Here is a 17,011-nt window from a genome sequence, read left to right on the forward strand (position 1 = left end):
GACCCATTCGGGCTGGGTTTTCGAGGCATCATTGATCCAGTTCGCGACAGAGTCTTGCACATAGCGTGACGTGTCACTGCGTAAGGGTTCGAGGATCTGTAACCCCAGCTCAGGGTCGTGTGTGAGGGCGGCGATATGTTTGGCCCACACTCCTCGCGGGCATAGCGCTTCGCTCGTGAACCGGCGGATGCGTTCTGAATCTGTACCTGTCCAAACAGAAAGCACCGTGATGCTCTCGATGAGGTGCGCTGTGAGCGTGGGCCTGGCCGTCATCCACGCCCATTCCCGAACCGCGAAATGCTGATCATCGGCTGCTGGCCGTAACACTGGCAGCAAGGTTTCGGCGGTTTGGAAGATCGGGCCAGCAGCAACCGCGAAACATGCCCACCCACGCACCGTGTCTGAGCGGTGCGTAGCTCAGCGATCCGGGTCTGCAGTACCAAGATGATTGTGCAGTGCCTCGCCGATGGGTTGCATCCTCGCCAAAATTCCCTGGCTTTGCGTCGCACGTGCAGCGTCATGCAAACGTTCAGGAGCGTCAGGGAGCACATTGCGCAGCAACACCCCTGATCGATCGCTAATGCTTCGGTGGGCGTGCTCGTTGCAATACTCCCAGCCTGTAACTGCTGCAACCGTTCGGGCACAAACCCTGCAACCGTTCTAGGACGACTCATGACCCCCCTTCGTTGGTGCTCCTGATCTCAGGTTGTGCCGTAGCTGTTCCAGACTCGAGATAATGTCTTGCGGCGTCGCAACCTTGTCCGCGATCTGGCGCAACCACTCCTTGTATACGGGTACGAGTTCTTTCACAACAGCGACCCCAGCCTCCGTGAGCTTGATGTTGTGCGAACGGCGGTCTCCTGGCGCGGCCATGCGCACGACAAAGTCACTTTTGACCAGCCCTTCAAGAAGACCAGTGACCGTTGCGCGAGTCACCCCAAGCCGCTCGGCGATCCACCCGGGACTCGCGTCATCACGCTCGCTGACCGCGAGCAACACTGCGAACCTTCCCTCGGAAAGCCCATGCCGCGCCAGCAGGTGGGCGCATGCGTCATCGATGCGCCGCGCCGCAGACAGCACCGCCATCACGACTTGAGCAGACTCATCGTGATCAACGTGAGCCAGCAAAAAGTCGTGTTTGACGACCACACCCTTATTCATTAAGTGCCATACTATCAGGCAGCTAACTAGCCCTCTTTGTGCGGAAAAGGACATCCCAAGCTTTGCTGGCATCGGTTCACGAAGTCTGATCGCTCAGCGTGAGGAGTGTGTTCTTCTCGCCACGATGGAAGCGCGCGTAGATGCTCGGCGAGACCCCGTACCGCTGCTTAAACGACCGGGAGGCAAGCGTACTGGCACCCCAGCCTGCGCGTGCCGCAGCCTCGCTCACCGAAAGGTCCGTCGTGGCAAGAAGCTCAGCCAGCCGATCCGCCCGAAGCTGACGAAGAAAAGTCCCGGGAGCGACACCCACATGCGAGCGGAAAAGCCGGGTCAACTGTGACGATGACAGGGCAATCTCCCGAGCGAGTTCATCGACGCGCCAGGGGTGATTCAGATTTGCCTGTAGCAGGGCGACTGCCATGGTCACTTCTCGTCTTGGGAACGCCCCGATACGATCGGTGCTGCCTGAGGCAACGCCGGTCAGTTTTCCTACCGCATCGAACACCTCCGAGGCTCCTGCGAGCACGGTAAAGTCGCTCGTAGTAGTCTCAGGTTTGTGTGCGAGGCGGAGCAGGCTGGGAGTGAGTTCAAGCAACGCTCCCGGCGAGAGTCGCAACGTTCCGAGCTCAGAATTCTTGTGGAGAGCACGGTGCAGATGGTGTACCAGAGGGTGTGCTGCAGACAGCCACCGCACCTGATCGGCTAGAAATCCGGGATGAATGTAGAAAGTCACTGTTCGCATATGTTCTGCTGGAAACCCGCGACACTCAATACCATTTGGAATCGTCAAAATACTGCCCGCGCCCAATAGCTCCTCACCTGTTGGAGTGTGCAGGCGTCCCCATCCTGAGAGCACGAACACGACCTTCACCGCAGCCACACGCAACGGGCCGGACGGAACCTGCGCTGTCTGATCCCGCACTAACACTGGCAGCCCGCCTGACCCAAACAAATTCACTTCATTTTCACCAGAGGTCGTTGGTGTTCCGACCACTTGGTGCTCCGAGCGCAATGTGACCTGTCGGCTGCCAGGTTGTGTCCGCGTCGCGGTGAGTGACGACGATCTTCGTGCATGGGAGCGCGCGGATCGTTTCGGCGATCTTCGCTTCCGTGGCGGTATCGAGGGCGGAGGTCGCCTCGTCGAGGATGAGGATCGGTGCCTGTTTAAGGAGGGCTCGGGCGATCGCGACTCGTTGGCGTTCACCGCCTGACAGTGCGTTTCCGTGGTGGCCTACTGATTGCTGAATCCCGAGCGGTGATTGCTCGATGACTTGACCGAGTGCGGCTTGTTTTGCCGCATGGATGATCTCTTCATCGGTGGCCGATGGGTCGCCGAGACGGATGTTGTCGGCCAGTGTTCCGTCGAACACGACAGGATCCTGCGGCACATAGCCGATCCGTTGCGCGAGGTCTTCGTATCGCATGTCTGTGAGGTCGACCCCGCCGAGTTCGATACGCCCATTGTCAGGATCGTCGAACCGCATCAGCAGGGAAAGCAGGGTGCTCTTGCCGCTTCCGGTCGGACCAGTGATGATCGTCGTAGAGCCCTCGGGCACCTCGGTAGAGATCCCTTTCAGCACGGTGATGTGCGAGACATCATTCACTGTCATCGCATGGCCGACGCTCTGGACAGATTTGGTCGGCTCGGGTAAGACCGGGGCCGAGAGCACCGCGCGATACCGGTTGATCGTGGTACGCAATTCGTTGATCGAGACCCCCGCCAGGGCGAGAGCATCCAAAGGTGCAGATGCACGGGCGGTGAGGATGATGAGCGCCAGTGCCGTAGCCGGGTCATCAATGGCTGTCGACGCGATGAAGAGGAGGACACCAGCAAGCGGCAGAATGCTCGCGAGACTAGAAACGAAGGTCGCGGGAGTCGATACACGGTTCGTACGCGCGAGCGCAGCCTCTTCCGAGTCCCATCTGTCTTCCAGGCGCGCCACGGCTCGGTCTGGCCCTGCGGCGGTCCGCAGCAGTTCGAGGTGATCGATGAATTCCAGGGATGCCTCGGTGGTGGCCTGCTCGACAGTGTTTCGGCCTGCGTCTGCACGGCTGAGGGCTCGTTGAGCGAGTAGTTGTGCGAGGAACGCGATGATGACAAGCCCGGCCACCAGAAGCATGGTGAGGGGGCCAGCGACGATCGCGATACCGACAAGCAAGAGAAGCGGGATGAGCGGCGAGAGAATGAACGTCTGCAGCTGATGGGCGGGAACGCTCATCAGGGCGGGGATTGATTGTCCGGCGACCGTGCCGACAAGAGTTCGGTTCTTCTCGGTGAACCACGAGAGTTTGGCGTGGGAGAAGGCCGCGCCAACTCCTTGGAAGAGATCTCCGGCCAGCCTTGCCCCGGTGAGGTAGCCGCTGCGCGAGACGAGCACGGTGATAAACAGGGCGACGGCCGCAGTCGCGATCACCATTCCCGGTGGCTGGTGCTTTGCGATCGCAAGGGCGAGCACGGTGTAGGCCGTCGCCTCGGCCAGCGCGACGAGTGCCCAGCCAAGTGATATGAGTACCAGTCTGCGGCGAGCCGCTGCAGGAAGGGTCTGGGTGTGCTGCGTGTTCATCGGGTTCCTCCGGCTACCGTGACCGAGTTGCCGGTGAGCTTGAGCTGTGCTGTGGCGCCCTCGGCCAGTCCATGATCGTGGGTGACAATCAAGAGCGTCTTCGATTCCTCCATGACGAATGTGTGTAGCTCGCTGACGAGCCGCCCGCTCGTGTCCTTATCCAGCGCGCTGGTGGGTTCATCGAGCAGGATCACACGGGCATCGGTGAGGAACGCGCGGGCGAGTCCGACTCGTTGACGTTCACCGCCCGACAGGGTGGTCGTCGCGGTATCCAGGGGGAGGTCGAGTTGCGCACGTCGAAGCGCGGTGCTGATCTCATCATCGGTGGCCTCTGGGGTCGAGAGCGCGATATTTTCGCGGATCGTCCCGGAGAGCACATCCCCACCTTGTGGAATGAGTAACACCGAGTCGGGTGACGTCTTCTCGCTGTTCGTCTCCCTGTGGGGGTACCGGATCACGCCGCTTTCGAGCGTTTCCAGCCCGGCAATAGTACGTAGCAGCGTGGTCTTGCCGCTGCCACTGGGGCCGGTTATCGCGGTGACTAATCCTGGTGAGAATGTGTGGGAAAGACTGTGGATGAGTGTGCGGTCGTCCTGACCGATCCGCACGTCGACGAGTTCAAGTCCAGGGTCGTCACTGTGATCGGTTGATCCCGTGACGGTCGGTTCGCGGAGTACCGCTGCGATGCGTTCGGCCGCGGCGCTGCCCGCTCGTACATAGTCCAGGCCATGCCCAAGGCGCAGCGCCGGGGTGACCACGGCGAGCCCGAACAGCAGCATGGCGGCGAGCACTGCCGGCTCTTGGTCGTAGCCGATGGCGTAGGCGATCGCATAGGTTGCGACGGCCTGGAGCAGCGCCACCGCTACGGAAGAGAGTGTCGCGACCCGTCGCACCCAGGCGACCATGTTCTCGGTGAACCGGCGTGCTGCGTCGGCATAGTTGGCGGTTGCCCCGGCCTGTGCGCTGTAAATGCGGGACACGCGAATGCCGCGTGCGTAGTCGTCGACAGCGGTCCTGATGTCCGTCATCACACGGACCGTTTCGGTTCCGTGTTTCGCTGAGCTTCGCGGCACGATGAACAGATAGTAGGCTGCGGCCAGCAGGCCAGGGATCAGCGCAATCAGGGTAAGGGGACCCGCCACTGCGACCAGCAGAGTTACTGTCGCGAGGGGCACCACCGCAAGGGTCGCGATTTCCGCGGGCAGATGTGCGACGGTGTGGTGTAGCGCGGCAATGTCTTCGCCTACCAGACGACGCAGCGCGTCAGCGCCATACCGTGAGACCGTGCTCATCGGCATGTGCGCGAGATGGCGAGCGGTATCGCGCCGTAGCCGTGCGGAGAATCTTGCCTCCCCGTGATGTGCGAGCCACGACGAGACGGACAGGAGCAGGCCTCCAATGAGCCAGCAGACACACGCCGAAATCGCATGCGTCAGTGTCACCGCAGCGACGACCTGCACGGTGAACCATAAGGCTCCGACCATCGTGAGGCCACCAAGCGCGGCGGCGGTAACCGCTGCTGTAAGCACAGGGATCGCGGGGCGCAGTGCGGCCGCAATGGGTGAGGCCGGTGCGGCCGCAGGGTCATTGTTGAGTGCGGGCACTATTCGGTGCCTCCTTCCTTGATCGGAGTTTCCTTGTTCCGATGCCGGTCTCGTCCGAGCGGCACCACCTGCGGGGTTCCTGCGACGGGATCAGGAACGACGAGACAGCGCAGACCGAACACCTGCTCGACCAGGTCGGAGGTCAGTACCTCAGCCGGTGGGCCCTCGGCGACGACACCTCCGTCCTTCATCGCGACGAGATGCGTTGCGTAGCGGGCAGCCTGGTTGAGGTCGTGAAGAACGGCGACAAGGGTGTGCCCGGCAAGGTGGAGGTCGGTGAATAGTTCCATCAGCTCGATCTGATGGGTCAGGTCAAGGAACGTCGTCGGCTCGTCCAGCAACAGGATTTCGGTCTGCTGTGCCAGCGCCATCGCGACCCAGACTCGCTGTCGTTGCCCGCCGGAGAGTTCGTCGACGAGCCGGTCTGAGAGTTCATGGATGCCAGTTGCTGCCATCGCGGTAGAGACCGCCTGCTCATCGTCCGGTGTCCACTGTCGGATCAGTTTCTGGTACGGATACCGGCCGCGAGCGACCAGATCAGCGACTCTGATCCCATCGGGAGCGAGCGAGGTCTGCGGTAGCAGTCCCAACTTGCGCGCAACCTCTTTGGCCTTGTAGGAATGGATGTCTTGTCCGTCAAGTACCACCCGCCCTGATCCTGGTTTCAGGAGCCTGGATAGCCCGCGCAGAAGGGTCGACTTGCCGCATGCATTCGGCCCGACGATCACGGTGAAAGACTCATCGGGAATCGACACCGACAGGTTCTCGTTGATGACGCGCTTGTCATAGCCGATCGTGGCATTCACCGTCCACAGTCGACTTGTCGGTACGGTCAACTCGGCGGTGTTAGCAGTGGCGAGGGGGTGAGTGTCCACTCGTGTCATATGCTTCTCCTTGTTTCACGAATAAGGAGCCAGATTAGGTAGAGACCACCCAGGCTCACGGTGATGAGGCCAACCGGAACAGGCCGGTAGACCTGCGCGATCACGAGCGACAGCAACTGCGCGAGAGACAAGAGCGCGGCTCCCATGAACGCGGACGCAGCCACGGTTACCCCGGGTGTCCGTGTCAATCGCCTCGCGAGCTGTGGCGCGGACAGTGCGACGAACCCGATCGGACCGGCAGCAGCTGTCACCAACGCGGTCGTCGCAACTCCCAGGATCAGCAGCAGCGGGCGAGCAACGGAAGCGTTCACCCCCTGAGCGAGTGCCGCGTCGTCACCAAGTTCCAGTTGTCGCAGAGCGGGAGCCAACATCGTCACTCCGATGAAGACAATCAGGCCCCCGATGATGACGGGGACAAGCGAGTGCCATCCGACGCGACTGAGCGACCCGGCCGCCCAGAAACCGACGCTCATCGCATCGGTGATCTCGGCGCGAGTGATGAGGTACGCGTTGATCGATCCCAGCATCGCGGAAACTCCGATGCCGACGATGATGAGGCGGAAACCCTGCACGCCTCCTCGATAGGAGAGCAGATACACCACGATTGCGGTGAGCAGCCCGCCGACCAGAGCTGCTGCGGCGATGTACCAGTACTGATTCGCGCCGATGACAAGGATTGTGAGCACCACGGCCGTGTACGATCCTGCGTCGAAGCCGATTACATCCGGAGATCCCAGGGGGTTGCGGGTCAGCGATTGGAAGATTGCACCGCCGATCCCCAGTAGCGCTCCGAACAGGATTGCCGCGATCGCGATGGGCAGACGCCATTCCGTCACGATCAGGCGATGGAAGTCATCGCCCTGGCCGAAGAGCGACTGGACAACCTGGGCAGTTGTCAGTGGATAGTCACCGATTCCGAGGGACATCACCGCAACGGTCACCGCAACTACGGCGAGGATCGAGTTGATCGCAATGCTCCGTGCGCTGAATCTCAGCGCGACGGCGCGCTGAGTACGGATTGTGCGGTTCCGGTAACCGAAATCGATCTGTCGTGGGATTTGAATAGTGGATTTCATAGCCCGGATGCCTTTCGCCGGCGCACAAGTGCGATGAGGACGGGGGCACCGATGAGTGCGGTGAGCACGCCGGCCTCGATCTCGCCGGGGCGGGTGATCACTCGTCCCAGCACGTCTGCGATGAGCACGATGGAGGGTGCCGCGAGGGCGGTGTAGGCGATGATCCATCGCTGGTCGGGTCCGGTGAACCAGCGCACGATGTGCGGGACCATGAGACCTACGAACGCGATACCTCCGGTGAGCGCTGTTCCGCCACCTGCGAGGAGCGTCACGGCAATGATCCCCAAAATACGAGTGCGGGTGACGCTTGCTCCGAGTGCGGTCGCTTGGTCGTCTCCCAGCGCGACCGCGTTCAAGGAGCTGCTGATCAGTGCGGCTAACAGGATTCCTACCGCCAGAAACGGGGCAACCGAAGCGGTGTCATCGAGTGAGGCGCGCGAGAGGGAACCCAACCCCCAAGCCCGGAAGGAACGGAACGTCTCCTGATCCATCAGTGTCAGAAACGTTGAGAAAGCTGAGAGGACAGCGGCAAGTGCGATGCCTGCGAGCACGAGTGTGACGGGAGATGAGGCGCCTCGTCCCGCTGACCCGATCAGGTAGACGAGCACCGTGGCAAGGATCGCACCGATGAACGAAAACCAGATGTACCCGGTGATTCCTCCGACTCCGAACAACGTCACGCCAACGACAATGGCGAACCCCGCTCCGGCATTTACGCCGAGAATACCGGGATCGGCAAGCGGGTTGCGTGTGATCGCCTGGATGAGCGCGCCCGAAACACCGAATGCCACACCAGCAGCAATCCCCACAACCGTGCGAGGTACTCGTAATGTCCAGACAATGGAGCTTGCCTCGGAGCTATCTGGGGAGAGTACGACCCGCCAGATCTCGCTGATGGGTAACGGGTTCGCGCCGAATGACAGGCTTGCTGCCAGAACCACCACAAGCAACGCGAGCAGCACAATCACACCCGATATTCGACGGTTGCTTGTTGTGAGGTGCCCTTCTTCCAGTGTTGTGCGCGCCTTGCGCGCACGTACTAACGGAACAGTCATGACCGATCTTTCGTGTTGTTCAGCGATTGCGGTACCACGGGTTGATGCGCCCGTGGTACCGCAATCGTTCGTAGGCCGAGTTAGAGCACGTCCGCGATTTGGGGAACGATGCGTTCGGCGGCCCAGGCGTTGCCGATGGGGCCTCCGCTGGTGATTGCCCAAACGAGATCGCCGCCGTCTTCAGTTTTCGGTGGCAGTTGGACAAACTGACCGGACGATACTGCTCCCAAATTCTGGAACAGGTCGCGGTCTGTCAACTCCTGAATTTCAGCGTCGCTCGCGGCTGCGCTTTGTCCAAGGATGAGGATGTCGGCGTCAATCTTTGATAGGAGTTCGTCACTGACCTTGGTGTCGGTCGCGAATTCCGTGGCGTTGGGGTTCTCACTGAAACCGAGGTCGGTCAGGAATGCAGCAGGTGCGGAGCCGGGCTGCGAGAAGTACTGAAGGCCATTCGCCGGACCGTAGAAGATCGCCCAGGTCGCGGTGAGTCCGTCGAATTCAGGATGATCTGCACGCACTTGCGCGAAGAGTTCGTCGTGTTCGGCAATGACTGCCTCGGCAGCGTCGCTGAGATCCAGCGTCTCACCCAAGATACGAATCGAGTCTTGCCACGGAATGATGTGTTGCGAGGATTCCGGACTCGTCACCACCGGAGCAATCTGCGAGAGCCGCTCGTAGTAGTCACGTACCTCCCCGAATCCGGGCCAACCCACCGTGACGATGAGGTCGGGGTTGCTCGCTGCGATGGCCTCGATGGGGATGTCTTCGCCCATCGTGAACTCGTAGGTATCCAGCTTGGCTGATCCGTGTGCTTCGAGATAGCCACCCTCGCTTACGAAGTTCGAAGTCAGAACGGGCGTGACCCCTAAGGAAAGCAGCAACTCGGTGTCGATCGCGTTTGGAACGATGGCTGCGATCCGCTCAGGGCGTTCCTTGAGGACCGTCTCCCCGTACGGTGACTCGAGCGTCAGAGGGTAGGTCGTCGTACCCTCGGCGGCCGGGAGCAGGCTTGACTCGTTTGCGCCGGGTTCTTCAGGACTGCCGTTGGAGTCCGGACTGGTAGAACAGCCCGCGATGAGCAGTATTGTCGCAAGGGTCGCCCCGATACTGGCAATGACGCGGGAGCGTCTGGTCTTCTTCATTCGTGTTCGCCTTTCTATAGTTCGGAATGTTCATTGGTGGGTGGTCACGAAGTCTTCGTGAGGACATCGGCGATGCGCGGAACGAGATAATCTGCTGCCCATTCCTGTCCGATCGGCCCGCCTACCGTGACCGTCCAAAGTAGGTCTCGGTCGTCTTCGGTCTTCGGTGCCAGCTGGACGAGATGTCCGGACATCACAGCGCCCAGATTCATGAAGAGGTCGTTCTCGGTGACAAGCTCGTGCATCTCTTCGTCACTCGCGTTTACGGTCTGGCCGAGCAAAAGCACATCCGCATCAATTTGCGTCAGCAGTTCATTGCTGACCCACGGGTCACCTACGAACTGTTCCGCTTTTGGGTTGGGAATGAACCCAAGCTCGCTGAGGAAGAGTTCTGTACCCGATCCCGATGGAGACATATAGCGGAGGTTATTTGCGGCCCCGAAGTGGAGAACCCAGCTGGCGGTGAGACCCGCGAATTCCGGGTGTTCATTCCGTATCTCCGCGAAATGTTCTTGGTGATGTGCGATGACTTGTGTTGCTGCGTCTTCGAGGTCGAGCGTCGATCCCAGGAGGCGAAGAGAGTCTTGCCAAGGGATGAGCTGTTGCGACGACGTGTCGGGACTGGTCAGCACTGGGGCGATTGATGTCAATCGGTCGTAGTAGTCGCCAAGGTTGACGCCACTCAACCCGTCTGTCCATCCCACCGCTACGATAAGGTCAGGGTCGCTAGCTGCGATGGTTTCTATCGGAATGTCTTCACCGGATATGAACTCGTAGGTTTCGATTTCTGCTGCCCCGTGATCGTCGAGATAACCGCCTTCACTCACGAGACTTGACGTGAGAATGGGGGTCACCCCGAGGGCGAGAAGCAACTCAGTGTCGATCGCAGTCGGGGCGACCGCTGCAATGCGTTCAGGACGTTCCGGCAGAACAGTCTCACCGAAAGGTGATTCGAGTGTGAGCGGATAGCTTGTTGTCTGCTCGGCCGCTGGCAGTAAAGATGCTTGTTCAGAGGGTCTCGTTGCGGCATCAGATTCGGGCTTTGCCGAGCAACCTGCAGCGAACAAGGAAATGGTGAATACAACACAGATGCTGCTGAGGATGCGAGAATGCTTAGCTTTCGAACGGCTCATGGTGTCCCTATCTGGATTGAGGATGGTCGCGTTCGGGCGACCGGGCTGAGGAAGATGGAAACGAAGAGCACGAGGAGGGGAATGATGAGCGCTCCGCGTAGCCCGGCACGTTCGCCGATGAAACCAAGTAGGGGTGGAGCAACGAGAAACGCGACATATCCGATGACGGTCACGAAAGCAACACGCGTTGCCGGGTTCTCTCCTGACGCCCCAGCCGAGGAGATCGCTACAGGGAACCCGAGAGACGCGCCTAGCCCCCACAACACGACTGCAAATCCCGCCACGAGCGAATTGTCAACAAAAGCAACGAGCGAGATGCCAATAACGGCGCTCAGAGCGCTCGCTCCGAGCACCCAGGCGCGCCCGAACCGTTGAACAACCGGTCCTCCCAAGAACCGTCCGAGCGTCATTGCTGCCGCGAAGACCGCGAAGACCGTCGAGCTGAGCGTCGGATTCAGACCATACCCGTCGACCATGATGAGGGGTAGCCAGTCGTTTGCCGTACCCTCAGCAAATGCCATTGCCAGAACGATGACTCCGATGAACCAAACAGAAGAGTCGCGCCATACGGCTCGCTCAGCACGGTAAACAGGACTCTTCGGTTTCTGTCGGCGACCAGTCGCGGGTGGTAGGAAGCGTATGCAAACTATCAGGATCAGAACGCCGCATAGCCCGACCGTCAGCAGATGCACGATAACTGAGAAGTCCGCAGCGGTAGCAACAATTCCGAGTATCGCGCCGATAAGGGTGCCCAAGCTAAACGAGCCATGTAGCGCTGGCAGGAATGGTCTGCCAGTGATGGCTTCGACATCAGCGCCCTCTACGTTCATTGCGATCTCGCTACCGCCCATGCTCAGGCCGAACAACCCCAACGCTGCGATGACGACCCCATCGATCTGAGCTGCCGCACCAAGAGCGATGAGGGGCACGCTCACGGCGACGCCCAACGTGCCGAATGCGATCAGTGGCTTCGCGCCAAGTCGTGCCAACAACGGCCCTGAACCGAGAATCCCCACCATCGCTCCGAGCGCCAGGCCGAAAATCACGAGCCCCATCTGCGCGGTCGAAGCTCCGAGCAAGTCGCGAATTGCTGGCGTGCGCGTGACCCAGGAAGACATGGCCAGACCCGGCAACAGGAACAATGCACAAAGCGCCAAGCGGCGTGCCGTGAGGGTGTTTGACATTGACTGCCTTTCTCTTGATTGCTGGGGTGTGTCCGAAAATGACTGAGCGGGTGGGTAGATCGTGGGTGAGGGAAGCGTGTTCGCCCCGACTCAGCTGCCGACGAGTCTTGCCGCACCCCGCTTCCAGTAGCCCGTGAAATCGATATCGGACTTTGGAACAGCGCGTTCTTTGACCAAGAAGCGGCGCATCTTCTGCACCTCGGCCTGTTCGCCAGCGAGCCATGCAAACGGCTCACCTTCTGGCCACCTCAAGTTTTGTATCGCGTTGAGCAACGGGTGCCGCGTGCCAGCATGGCGAGGAATCCAGGAGATCTCGATTCCCTCAGGGGCAGTGAGTTCTTGTCGGTGATCGTCTTCCGCAACATCGATGAGAACCTGACCGCGCGCATCGCACGGTAGTTCTTCGAGGAGCCGTGCAATAGCGGGAATCGCTGTATCGTCACCTGCCACAAGGAACCAGTCGCAACCGGCAGGCAGGCTCTGCGTCTTGCCCGGACCCGCGATATGGATCGGGTCACCAGGTCGTGCCCGCCGAGCCCAATCGGCCGCAACCCCGTGCCCATGCAGCACGAAATCAACATCCAGCTCACGCGATTCCGAGTCGTAACGTCGCACCGAGTACGCCCGTGCGATGGGGCGCCTCCCTTCCGCGAACGTTACGCGGCCATTTTCGATCACAGGCAAGACCGGCTCACTCTCACCTGGATAGGGAAACAGCAAACGAATATCGTCATCGAACCCCGGTGAGGTGAAAGCTGGTTGCAGATCTCCCCCTGGCGAGGTGAACTCACCCAACTGGCTCCCCGTCAGCGTGATCCGCTTCATCCCCGAAGTCACGTCCACAACGCGGCCTACAGCAAGTTCACGCAGCGCTACTGGAACCAAGCGCAACGTACGTGCAGACACACTCATAGACAATCTCCTTACAGCGACAGAACGGACCACCCCCACAAGCATCGGCACACATGGGCTCACTAAGTAAGTGTACCCTTACTTAGGTCGGATGATTTATCCGTAAGCGCAGAGTTCGCATACTCTGATGCTGATGCCTGACTAGTGAACAAAGGATCATGCTCGTGCTGTTCGACCCACCACCGGTGCCTACCTCCCAAGCAGTGTCTGTGCACAACACACGTGACCCCTCCCTCTTATGGGTGCACGCGGGAACCGCAGAGGTTCGCGCAGCGCAACAGGAGTACCTACTCTCCTCCGGGCAGGGCATATGGTTGCCTGCCGGTATCCCCTACACCGTGGAGGTGGGCGCTGACTCAGTCGCATTCCCGATCTTCCCAGCCGCAGGAACCCGCGCGCCGAACCTCGACCGACCCCAGCGCATCAATCTCTCAAACAGCTGGTCCGAGTGGCTCATCTACCAGTTCGCGCGGAGTATCGGCTACCTTCGGGGCGCAACCTCCGACACCAGCCTCCTCGATCTGGTTGCCGGGTCTCGCTACGCGACACCTAAGGAAGAAGCGCGGCCTATAGAGCAGGTGCCACTGCCTCCGATGCCCCGCTCACCTGAAGCCCTGACGGTCGCGCACTCGCTGCTCCAGAGACCCGATGATCCCTCCGAGACGACAGACCACGCACGAGCGGTCAATATCAGCGTTCGGACTTTGCAACTGCAGTTTCTGCAAGAGACAGGACTTCCATTCATACGGTGGCGCACTGCTGTACGTGTTGCGGCCTCAGCCGCCCTGATGGATGCTGGCCACGAGATCGGCCAAGCAGGCAGGCAGGTCGGCTTCTCCACTCCCGCTGGATTCACGAGAGCATTCCACACACAAACTGGAATGACCCCCCGCCAGTACAAGAAGGCGCGGCCTGTCATTCCCCGTCACGATGACACCCTTGCCACCGACTTCAGCGAACTGATGCTGCCTCAACTGCAACCTGAGGCGGCTCCACCTGAGGCTTCACCGCCGTCCGTCCCGGCAACGCAGACCTGGAATCGGATCAACGATTTCCACGTCCTGGTATGGCTCTACCGCGGTGCCGCGCGAGTAATGGTCGGTGAGCGCACTCGACGACTCCGACGCGGCGACGCTATCTGGCTTCCCGCAGGCGTTCGCAACAGCATTACACTTTCGCGCGGCTCGCTGCTACTCCCTCTCGGATCACGCCACGGCACACCGGAAACGCGACTTCCTCGCAACCTCGTCCAGCGATTTCCAGATGAGGCTGAGCTCTACCTGCTGCACACTTTCGTCGCCAATTACAGCCTTGTTCGCCCTACGTCGCACGACCCGAACCGGATCACGCACTCATTTCTCAAGCATGCCACGAGGACGCGAGCCGGAGCAGCCGAAGACTTGGCGGGAGTTACGCCCGTTTACAAGATCATCCGCGCGGTGCGCAACAATCCAGCGGATCGACGAACTCTCACACGATGGGCGCAAGTACTCAATGCCGACGCAAGAGACCTCGGCCGCGCTTTCCTCGCGACCACAGGGCAGAGTTATGTGGCCTGGCGATCGGAGGTACGCATGACCGAAGCACGCCGCTATCTTGAAGAAGGGGTTGGTGTGGCGCAGGCGGCTCGTCGGCTTGGCTACGCACATCCATCAGCATTTACCACGGTCTTCACCCGAGCCCACGACATGTCCCCGCGTGAATATCAACGCAATGGTTGGCAACACACTGATGAGCCCCTGATCATCCGCTAGAACCGTCACCGGAACGACTTTGGTGATGCCCAGCCGACCCGCGCCATGGAGTAGGACCACCCCAAACTGTGCGCACCTTACCCCTGACAACATTTCCGCAAGAAAGCCTAAGACGCTGCCTACTGCACGGTTTCATGCACCGAGATCTGCGGCCGAGGATCTTTCAGGTCATCACCTCACAGTGAGTGAAGCGACACTGTTTATTGCCCACTGTAAAGCCTGTTTCTGAGCACGCTTGGGAGAGTCGTCCATGATGAGAGCGGCCAGTTGCGGGACGATGTGTGGCCAGGCTGCGAGCCCGATTATTCCAAACAGGATCGGTGCGGCTTCCTTCGTCTCGATGTTCAGACGTTGTGCCAAGGAAGTGACTTTATCCTGGTAGTACACCGATCTGGAATCACTCTCCGGTTCGACGGTGTCGGGTTCGAGTGCTTCCCATTGCAACAGGCGCAACAGGTCCGGATGCTTGGCATGGTAAGCATTGACTGCTTGTAGATACGCGGAGAGGAACTCTCCTGGCGGCAAGTCTCCTTTGGGATACGGGACAATTCCGAGCAGAGAATCCAGTGCGTCAGATAACACGGCATGGAACATGCCTTGTTTGCTGCCGAAATATGCGTAGATACGTTGCTTATTCACACCGGAATTCGCGGCGATTCTATCCGTACGAGCTCCGGCAAGTCCGTGCTTCGCGAACTCCTCACGGCCCGCCTCAAGGAGCGCTCGTTTGGTGTTTTCTGGTCCAGCCATGTCCCCAGCGTAGAAGCTCCACCACTGAGAAGCAACCAACCAGATAGTTGCCCAACTAACCAGTTGGTTGTAGCGTGATGTGTATGCCCACCTCCCGACCAATCATTTCTGACGCGCCACCCATGCCTGCCACCCGACCAAAAATTTTGGATCGAGCGCCTCTCTCGATCACGTTCTTTGTAGTACTTGCCCTGGTGGTGCTCTCACAGCTCTACGGTGCGCTCGTGCTCGGTCCGGCTTCGGCCCTCGACCTCGGTGCTGATCCGGGCACCTCGGAATTGGTGCAGTCCCTATTCGGGGTTGCCTATGCGATTGGTTTCCTCGTCTGGGGGCCAGCGGTCGATCGTTATGGTGCGACAAGGTGCTTTCTGATCGGCCTGACCGTACTGCTTGCAGCCACTGTCTTCGTGGCTTGTGCCCCGAGCATGTCTTGGCTTCTCGGTGGCAGGATCGTGCAAGGTGCCGCCGCGGCAAGCTTCGCCCCATCGGTTTTCGCATACTTCGGTGCACGCCTGCCGACCGCTGTCCGCTTAATCGCCGTGACCGTACTGACCAGTTCTTTTCTTGCTGCCGCGGTGCTTGCGCAGGTCCTCGCGCAGCTCGTCGTGTTAGCGGGCTCATGGCGCTGGTTCTTCATCCTCAGCGCGATCACCCTGACTTTAGGGCTGGTGCTTGCCATGCGTGGTCTGCGGCCTACTCCCGGCAGCGCAGAAACTGGTCAGAACGCCACGAGGATACTTGCAGGCCTTTTGGGCAGGTTGCGCATTGTCTTACTGTTAATCGCAACGCTGGCGATCCTTGGCCCATTCATCGCGCTCTACGCAGCCCTCGGGCACACCGGTCACTACCCGGACAGCGAGCTCCTGATGCTGCGCCTCAGTGCACTGCCCGCTCTGATCTGGGCTGGAGCCGCTTCACCCTGGCTTACTCGAATCCGCCCAAGTACACGCATGATTACCGCATTTACCGGCGCAGCGCTTGCAAGCACCCTGCTTGTTTTCACCGGGCACAGCGTCCTGGGCGCAGGATTCGGCATGCTCCTCCTTGCCACCTGCGTGTCGGTGCTCGCCCCGGCAACAATCCAAACCCTCACCGGCATGTCCCCAGAACATTACGGCAGTGTCACAGCGCTCTACACCTTCGCACTCTTCCTCGGCGCCAGCCTTGCAGCTCTGCCAATCCCGGTGCTTGCAACATTGGCCCAAGTATCAACTACTGGGCTCGTGCAGGTCACGGCACTCATCGCAATCCCCATTTTCTTACTCGCCCTCACATTCACGATTTTCGGGTCTCGAACCCCACAGCAGCCTCAATAAATCCCTGAAAGGAACACCATGTCAGAACATCTTCTCCCTACCCTCAGAATCCCTGAAACGTTCACCGAGGTCACGACTCGGCAAGAACACCAAGGCACAACCCCGGTCACCGTAACCCGCCACCATCCAGGCACTGACCCGAAGTACGGGGGCGAACACGTAACCACCGTCTTTGGAGACGACCGCATCCTCTACGGCTACACCCGCCAAATCAGCGGTTTCGAACCTGACGCGATCCCGACAACTGGAGAAGCCCACCACACGGCATTCGAATTCCTGCGCAGCATCGATTCAGGCTTCACTGAAGGACTCACTGTGCAGTGGATCGACCGACATGACGAAACCATAAGAGGCGAAGACGAAGCGCCAACACTTGTCTCTGGGATGAAGGTCAAAACCCGTCATAGCTTAGGCCTCTATACCTGGGTCATTGTTGGTGCCGGTAACCAGATCGTCACTTACGAACGCGATATCGA

The 17,011-nt window shown here is 60.0% G+C and carries 16 protein-coding genes; 3 read left to right on the top strand and 13 right to left on the bottom strand.

Annotated features, from left to right (window positions below; genetic code table 11):
• From ACT3S2_RS15085 to ACT3S2_RS15140, 12 genes are all read right to left on the bottom strand, one after another.
• Positions 1-273: DNA alkylation repair protein (locus ACT3S2_RS15085; RefSeq protein WP_444561868.1), on the bottom strand; the 273-nt coding region annotated here is incomplete at its 3' end.
• Between the two features lie 387 nt (positions 274-660).
• Positions 661-1,161, bottom strand: a complete 501-nt coding sequence (locus ACT3S2_RS15090) for a MarR family winged helix-turn-helix transcriptional regulator (RefSeq protein WP_164513769.1) — start codon at positions 1,159-1,161, stop codon at positions 661-663.
• 76 nt (positions 1,162-1,237) lie between these two features.
• Positions 1,238-2,155 carry an AraC family transcriptional regulator gene (locus ACT3S2_RS15095; protein ID WP_006822430.1) on the bottom strand — a complete coding sequence of 306 codons (918 nt, stop codon included), beginning with the start codon at positions 2,153-2,155 and terminating at the stop codon, positions 1,238-1,240.
• Positions 2,127-3,725, bottom strand: coding sequence for an ABC transporter ATP-binding protein (locus ACT3S2_RS15100; RefSeq protein WP_087053560.1), 1,599 nt, complete (start codon positions 3,723-3,725; stop codon positions 2,127-2,129). The genes ACT3S2_RS15095 and ACT3S2_RS15100 overlap by 29 nt, the downstream gene beginning before the upstream one ends.
• The gene (locus ACT3S2_RS15105; RefSeq protein ID WP_006822428.1) at positions 3,722-5,329 is read right to left on the bottom strand and encodes an ATP-binding cassette domain-containing protein; all 1,608 of its coding nucleotides are present in this window, start codon (positions 5,327-5,329) and stop codon (positions 3,722-3,724) included. The genes ACT3S2_RS15100 and ACT3S2_RS15105 overlap by 4 nt, the downstream gene beginning before the upstream one ends.
• Positions 5,329-6,213, bottom strand: a complete 885-nt coding sequence (locus ACT3S2_RS15110) for an ABC transporter ATP-binding protein (RefSeq protein ID WP_006822427.1) — start codon at positions 6,211-6,213, stop codon at positions 5,329-5,331. Before ACT3S2_RS15110 ends, ACT3S2_RS15105 begins: the two co-directional genes overlap by 1 nt.
• Positions 6,210-7,289 carry a FecCD family ABC transporter permease gene (locus ACT3S2_RS15115; protein WP_006822426.1) on the bottom strand — a complete coding sequence of 360 codons (1,080 nt, stop codon included), beginning with the start codon at positions 7,287-7,289 and terminating at the stop codon, positions 6,210-6,212. The genes ACT3S2_RS15110 and ACT3S2_RS15115 overlap by 4 nt, the downstream gene beginning before the upstream one ends.
• On the bottom strand, positions 7,286-8,344 hold the full coding sequence (locus ACT3S2_RS15120; RefSeq protein ID WP_102598828.1) for a FecCD family ABC transporter permease: 1,059 nt from the start codon (positions 8,342-8,344) through the stop codon (positions 7,286-7,288). Before ACT3S2_RS15120 ends, ACT3S2_RS15115 begins: the two co-directional genes overlap by 4 nt.
• Before the next feature lie 80 nt (positions 8,345-8,424).
• Positions 8,425-9,486, bottom strand: coding sequence for an ABC transporter substrate-binding protein (locus ACT3S2_RS15125; RefSeq protein WP_098072919.1), 1,062 nt, complete (start codon positions 9,484-9,486; stop codon positions 8,425-8,427).
• Between the two features lie 44 nt (positions 9,487-9,530).
• Positions 9,531-10,619 carry an ABC transporter substrate-binding protein gene (locus tag ACT3S2_RS15130; protein WP_013347785.1) on the bottom strand — a complete coding sequence of 363 codons (1,089 nt, stop codon included), beginning with the start codon at positions 10,617-10,619 and terminating at the stop codon, positions 9,531-9,533.
• Complete coding sequence (locus ACT3S2_RS15135) at positions 10,616-11,803, bottom strand: MFS transporter (protein ID WP_102598827.1); 1,188 nt, start codon at positions 11,801-11,803, stop codon at positions 10,616-10,618. Before ACT3S2_RS15135 ends, ACT3S2_RS15130 begins: the two co-directional genes overlap by 4 nt.
• A 90-nt stretch (positions 11,804-11,893) precedes the next feature.
• Complete coding sequence (locus tag ACT3S2_RS15140) at positions 11,894-12,715, bottom strand: siderophore-interacting protein (RefSeq protein WP_102598826.1); 822 nt, start codon at positions 12,713-12,715, stop codon at positions 11,894-11,896.
• Positions 12,716-12,873: 158 nt separating this feature from the next.
• Between ACT3S2_RS15140 and ACT3S2_RS15145 the strand changes: the two genes are divergently transcribed.
• Positions 12,874-14,469 (top strand): helix-turn-helix domain-containing protein, encoded by a 1,596-nt coding sequence (locus ACT3S2_RS15145; RefSeq protein WP_006822420.1) that lies wholly within the window; start codon positions 12,874-12,876, stop codon positions 14,467-14,469.
• 171 nt (positions 14,470-14,640) lie between these two features.
• Here ACT3S2_RS15145 and ACT3S2_RS15150 read toward each other — a convergent pair whose 3' ends face one another.
• Positions 14,641-15,219, bottom strand: coding sequence for a TetR/AcrR family transcriptional regulator (locus tag ACT3S2_RS15150; protein WP_087053563.1), 579 nt, complete (start codon positions 15,217-15,219; stop codon positions 14,641-14,643).
• Positions 15,220-15,341: 122 nt separating this feature from the next.
• On the opposite strand from ACT3S2_RS15150, the gene ACT3S2_RS15155 reads away from it, so the two are divergent.
• Positions 15,342-16,535, top strand: coding sequence for an MFS transporter (locus ACT3S2_RS15155; RefSeq protein WP_035094888.1), 1,194 nt, complete (start codon positions 15,342-15,344; stop codon positions 16,533-16,535).
• Between the two features lie 18 nt (positions 16,536-16,553).
• Positions 16,554-17,011: hypothetical protein (locus tag ACT3S2_RS15160; RefSeq protein WP_444561869.1), on the top strand; the 458-nt coding region annotated here is incomplete at its 3' end.

It is taken from the genome of Arthrobacter sp. AOP36-A1-22 (assembly GCF_052377615.1).
Lineage (GTDB): Bacteria > Actinomycetota > Actinomycetes > Actinomycetales > Micrococcaceae > Arthrobacter_H.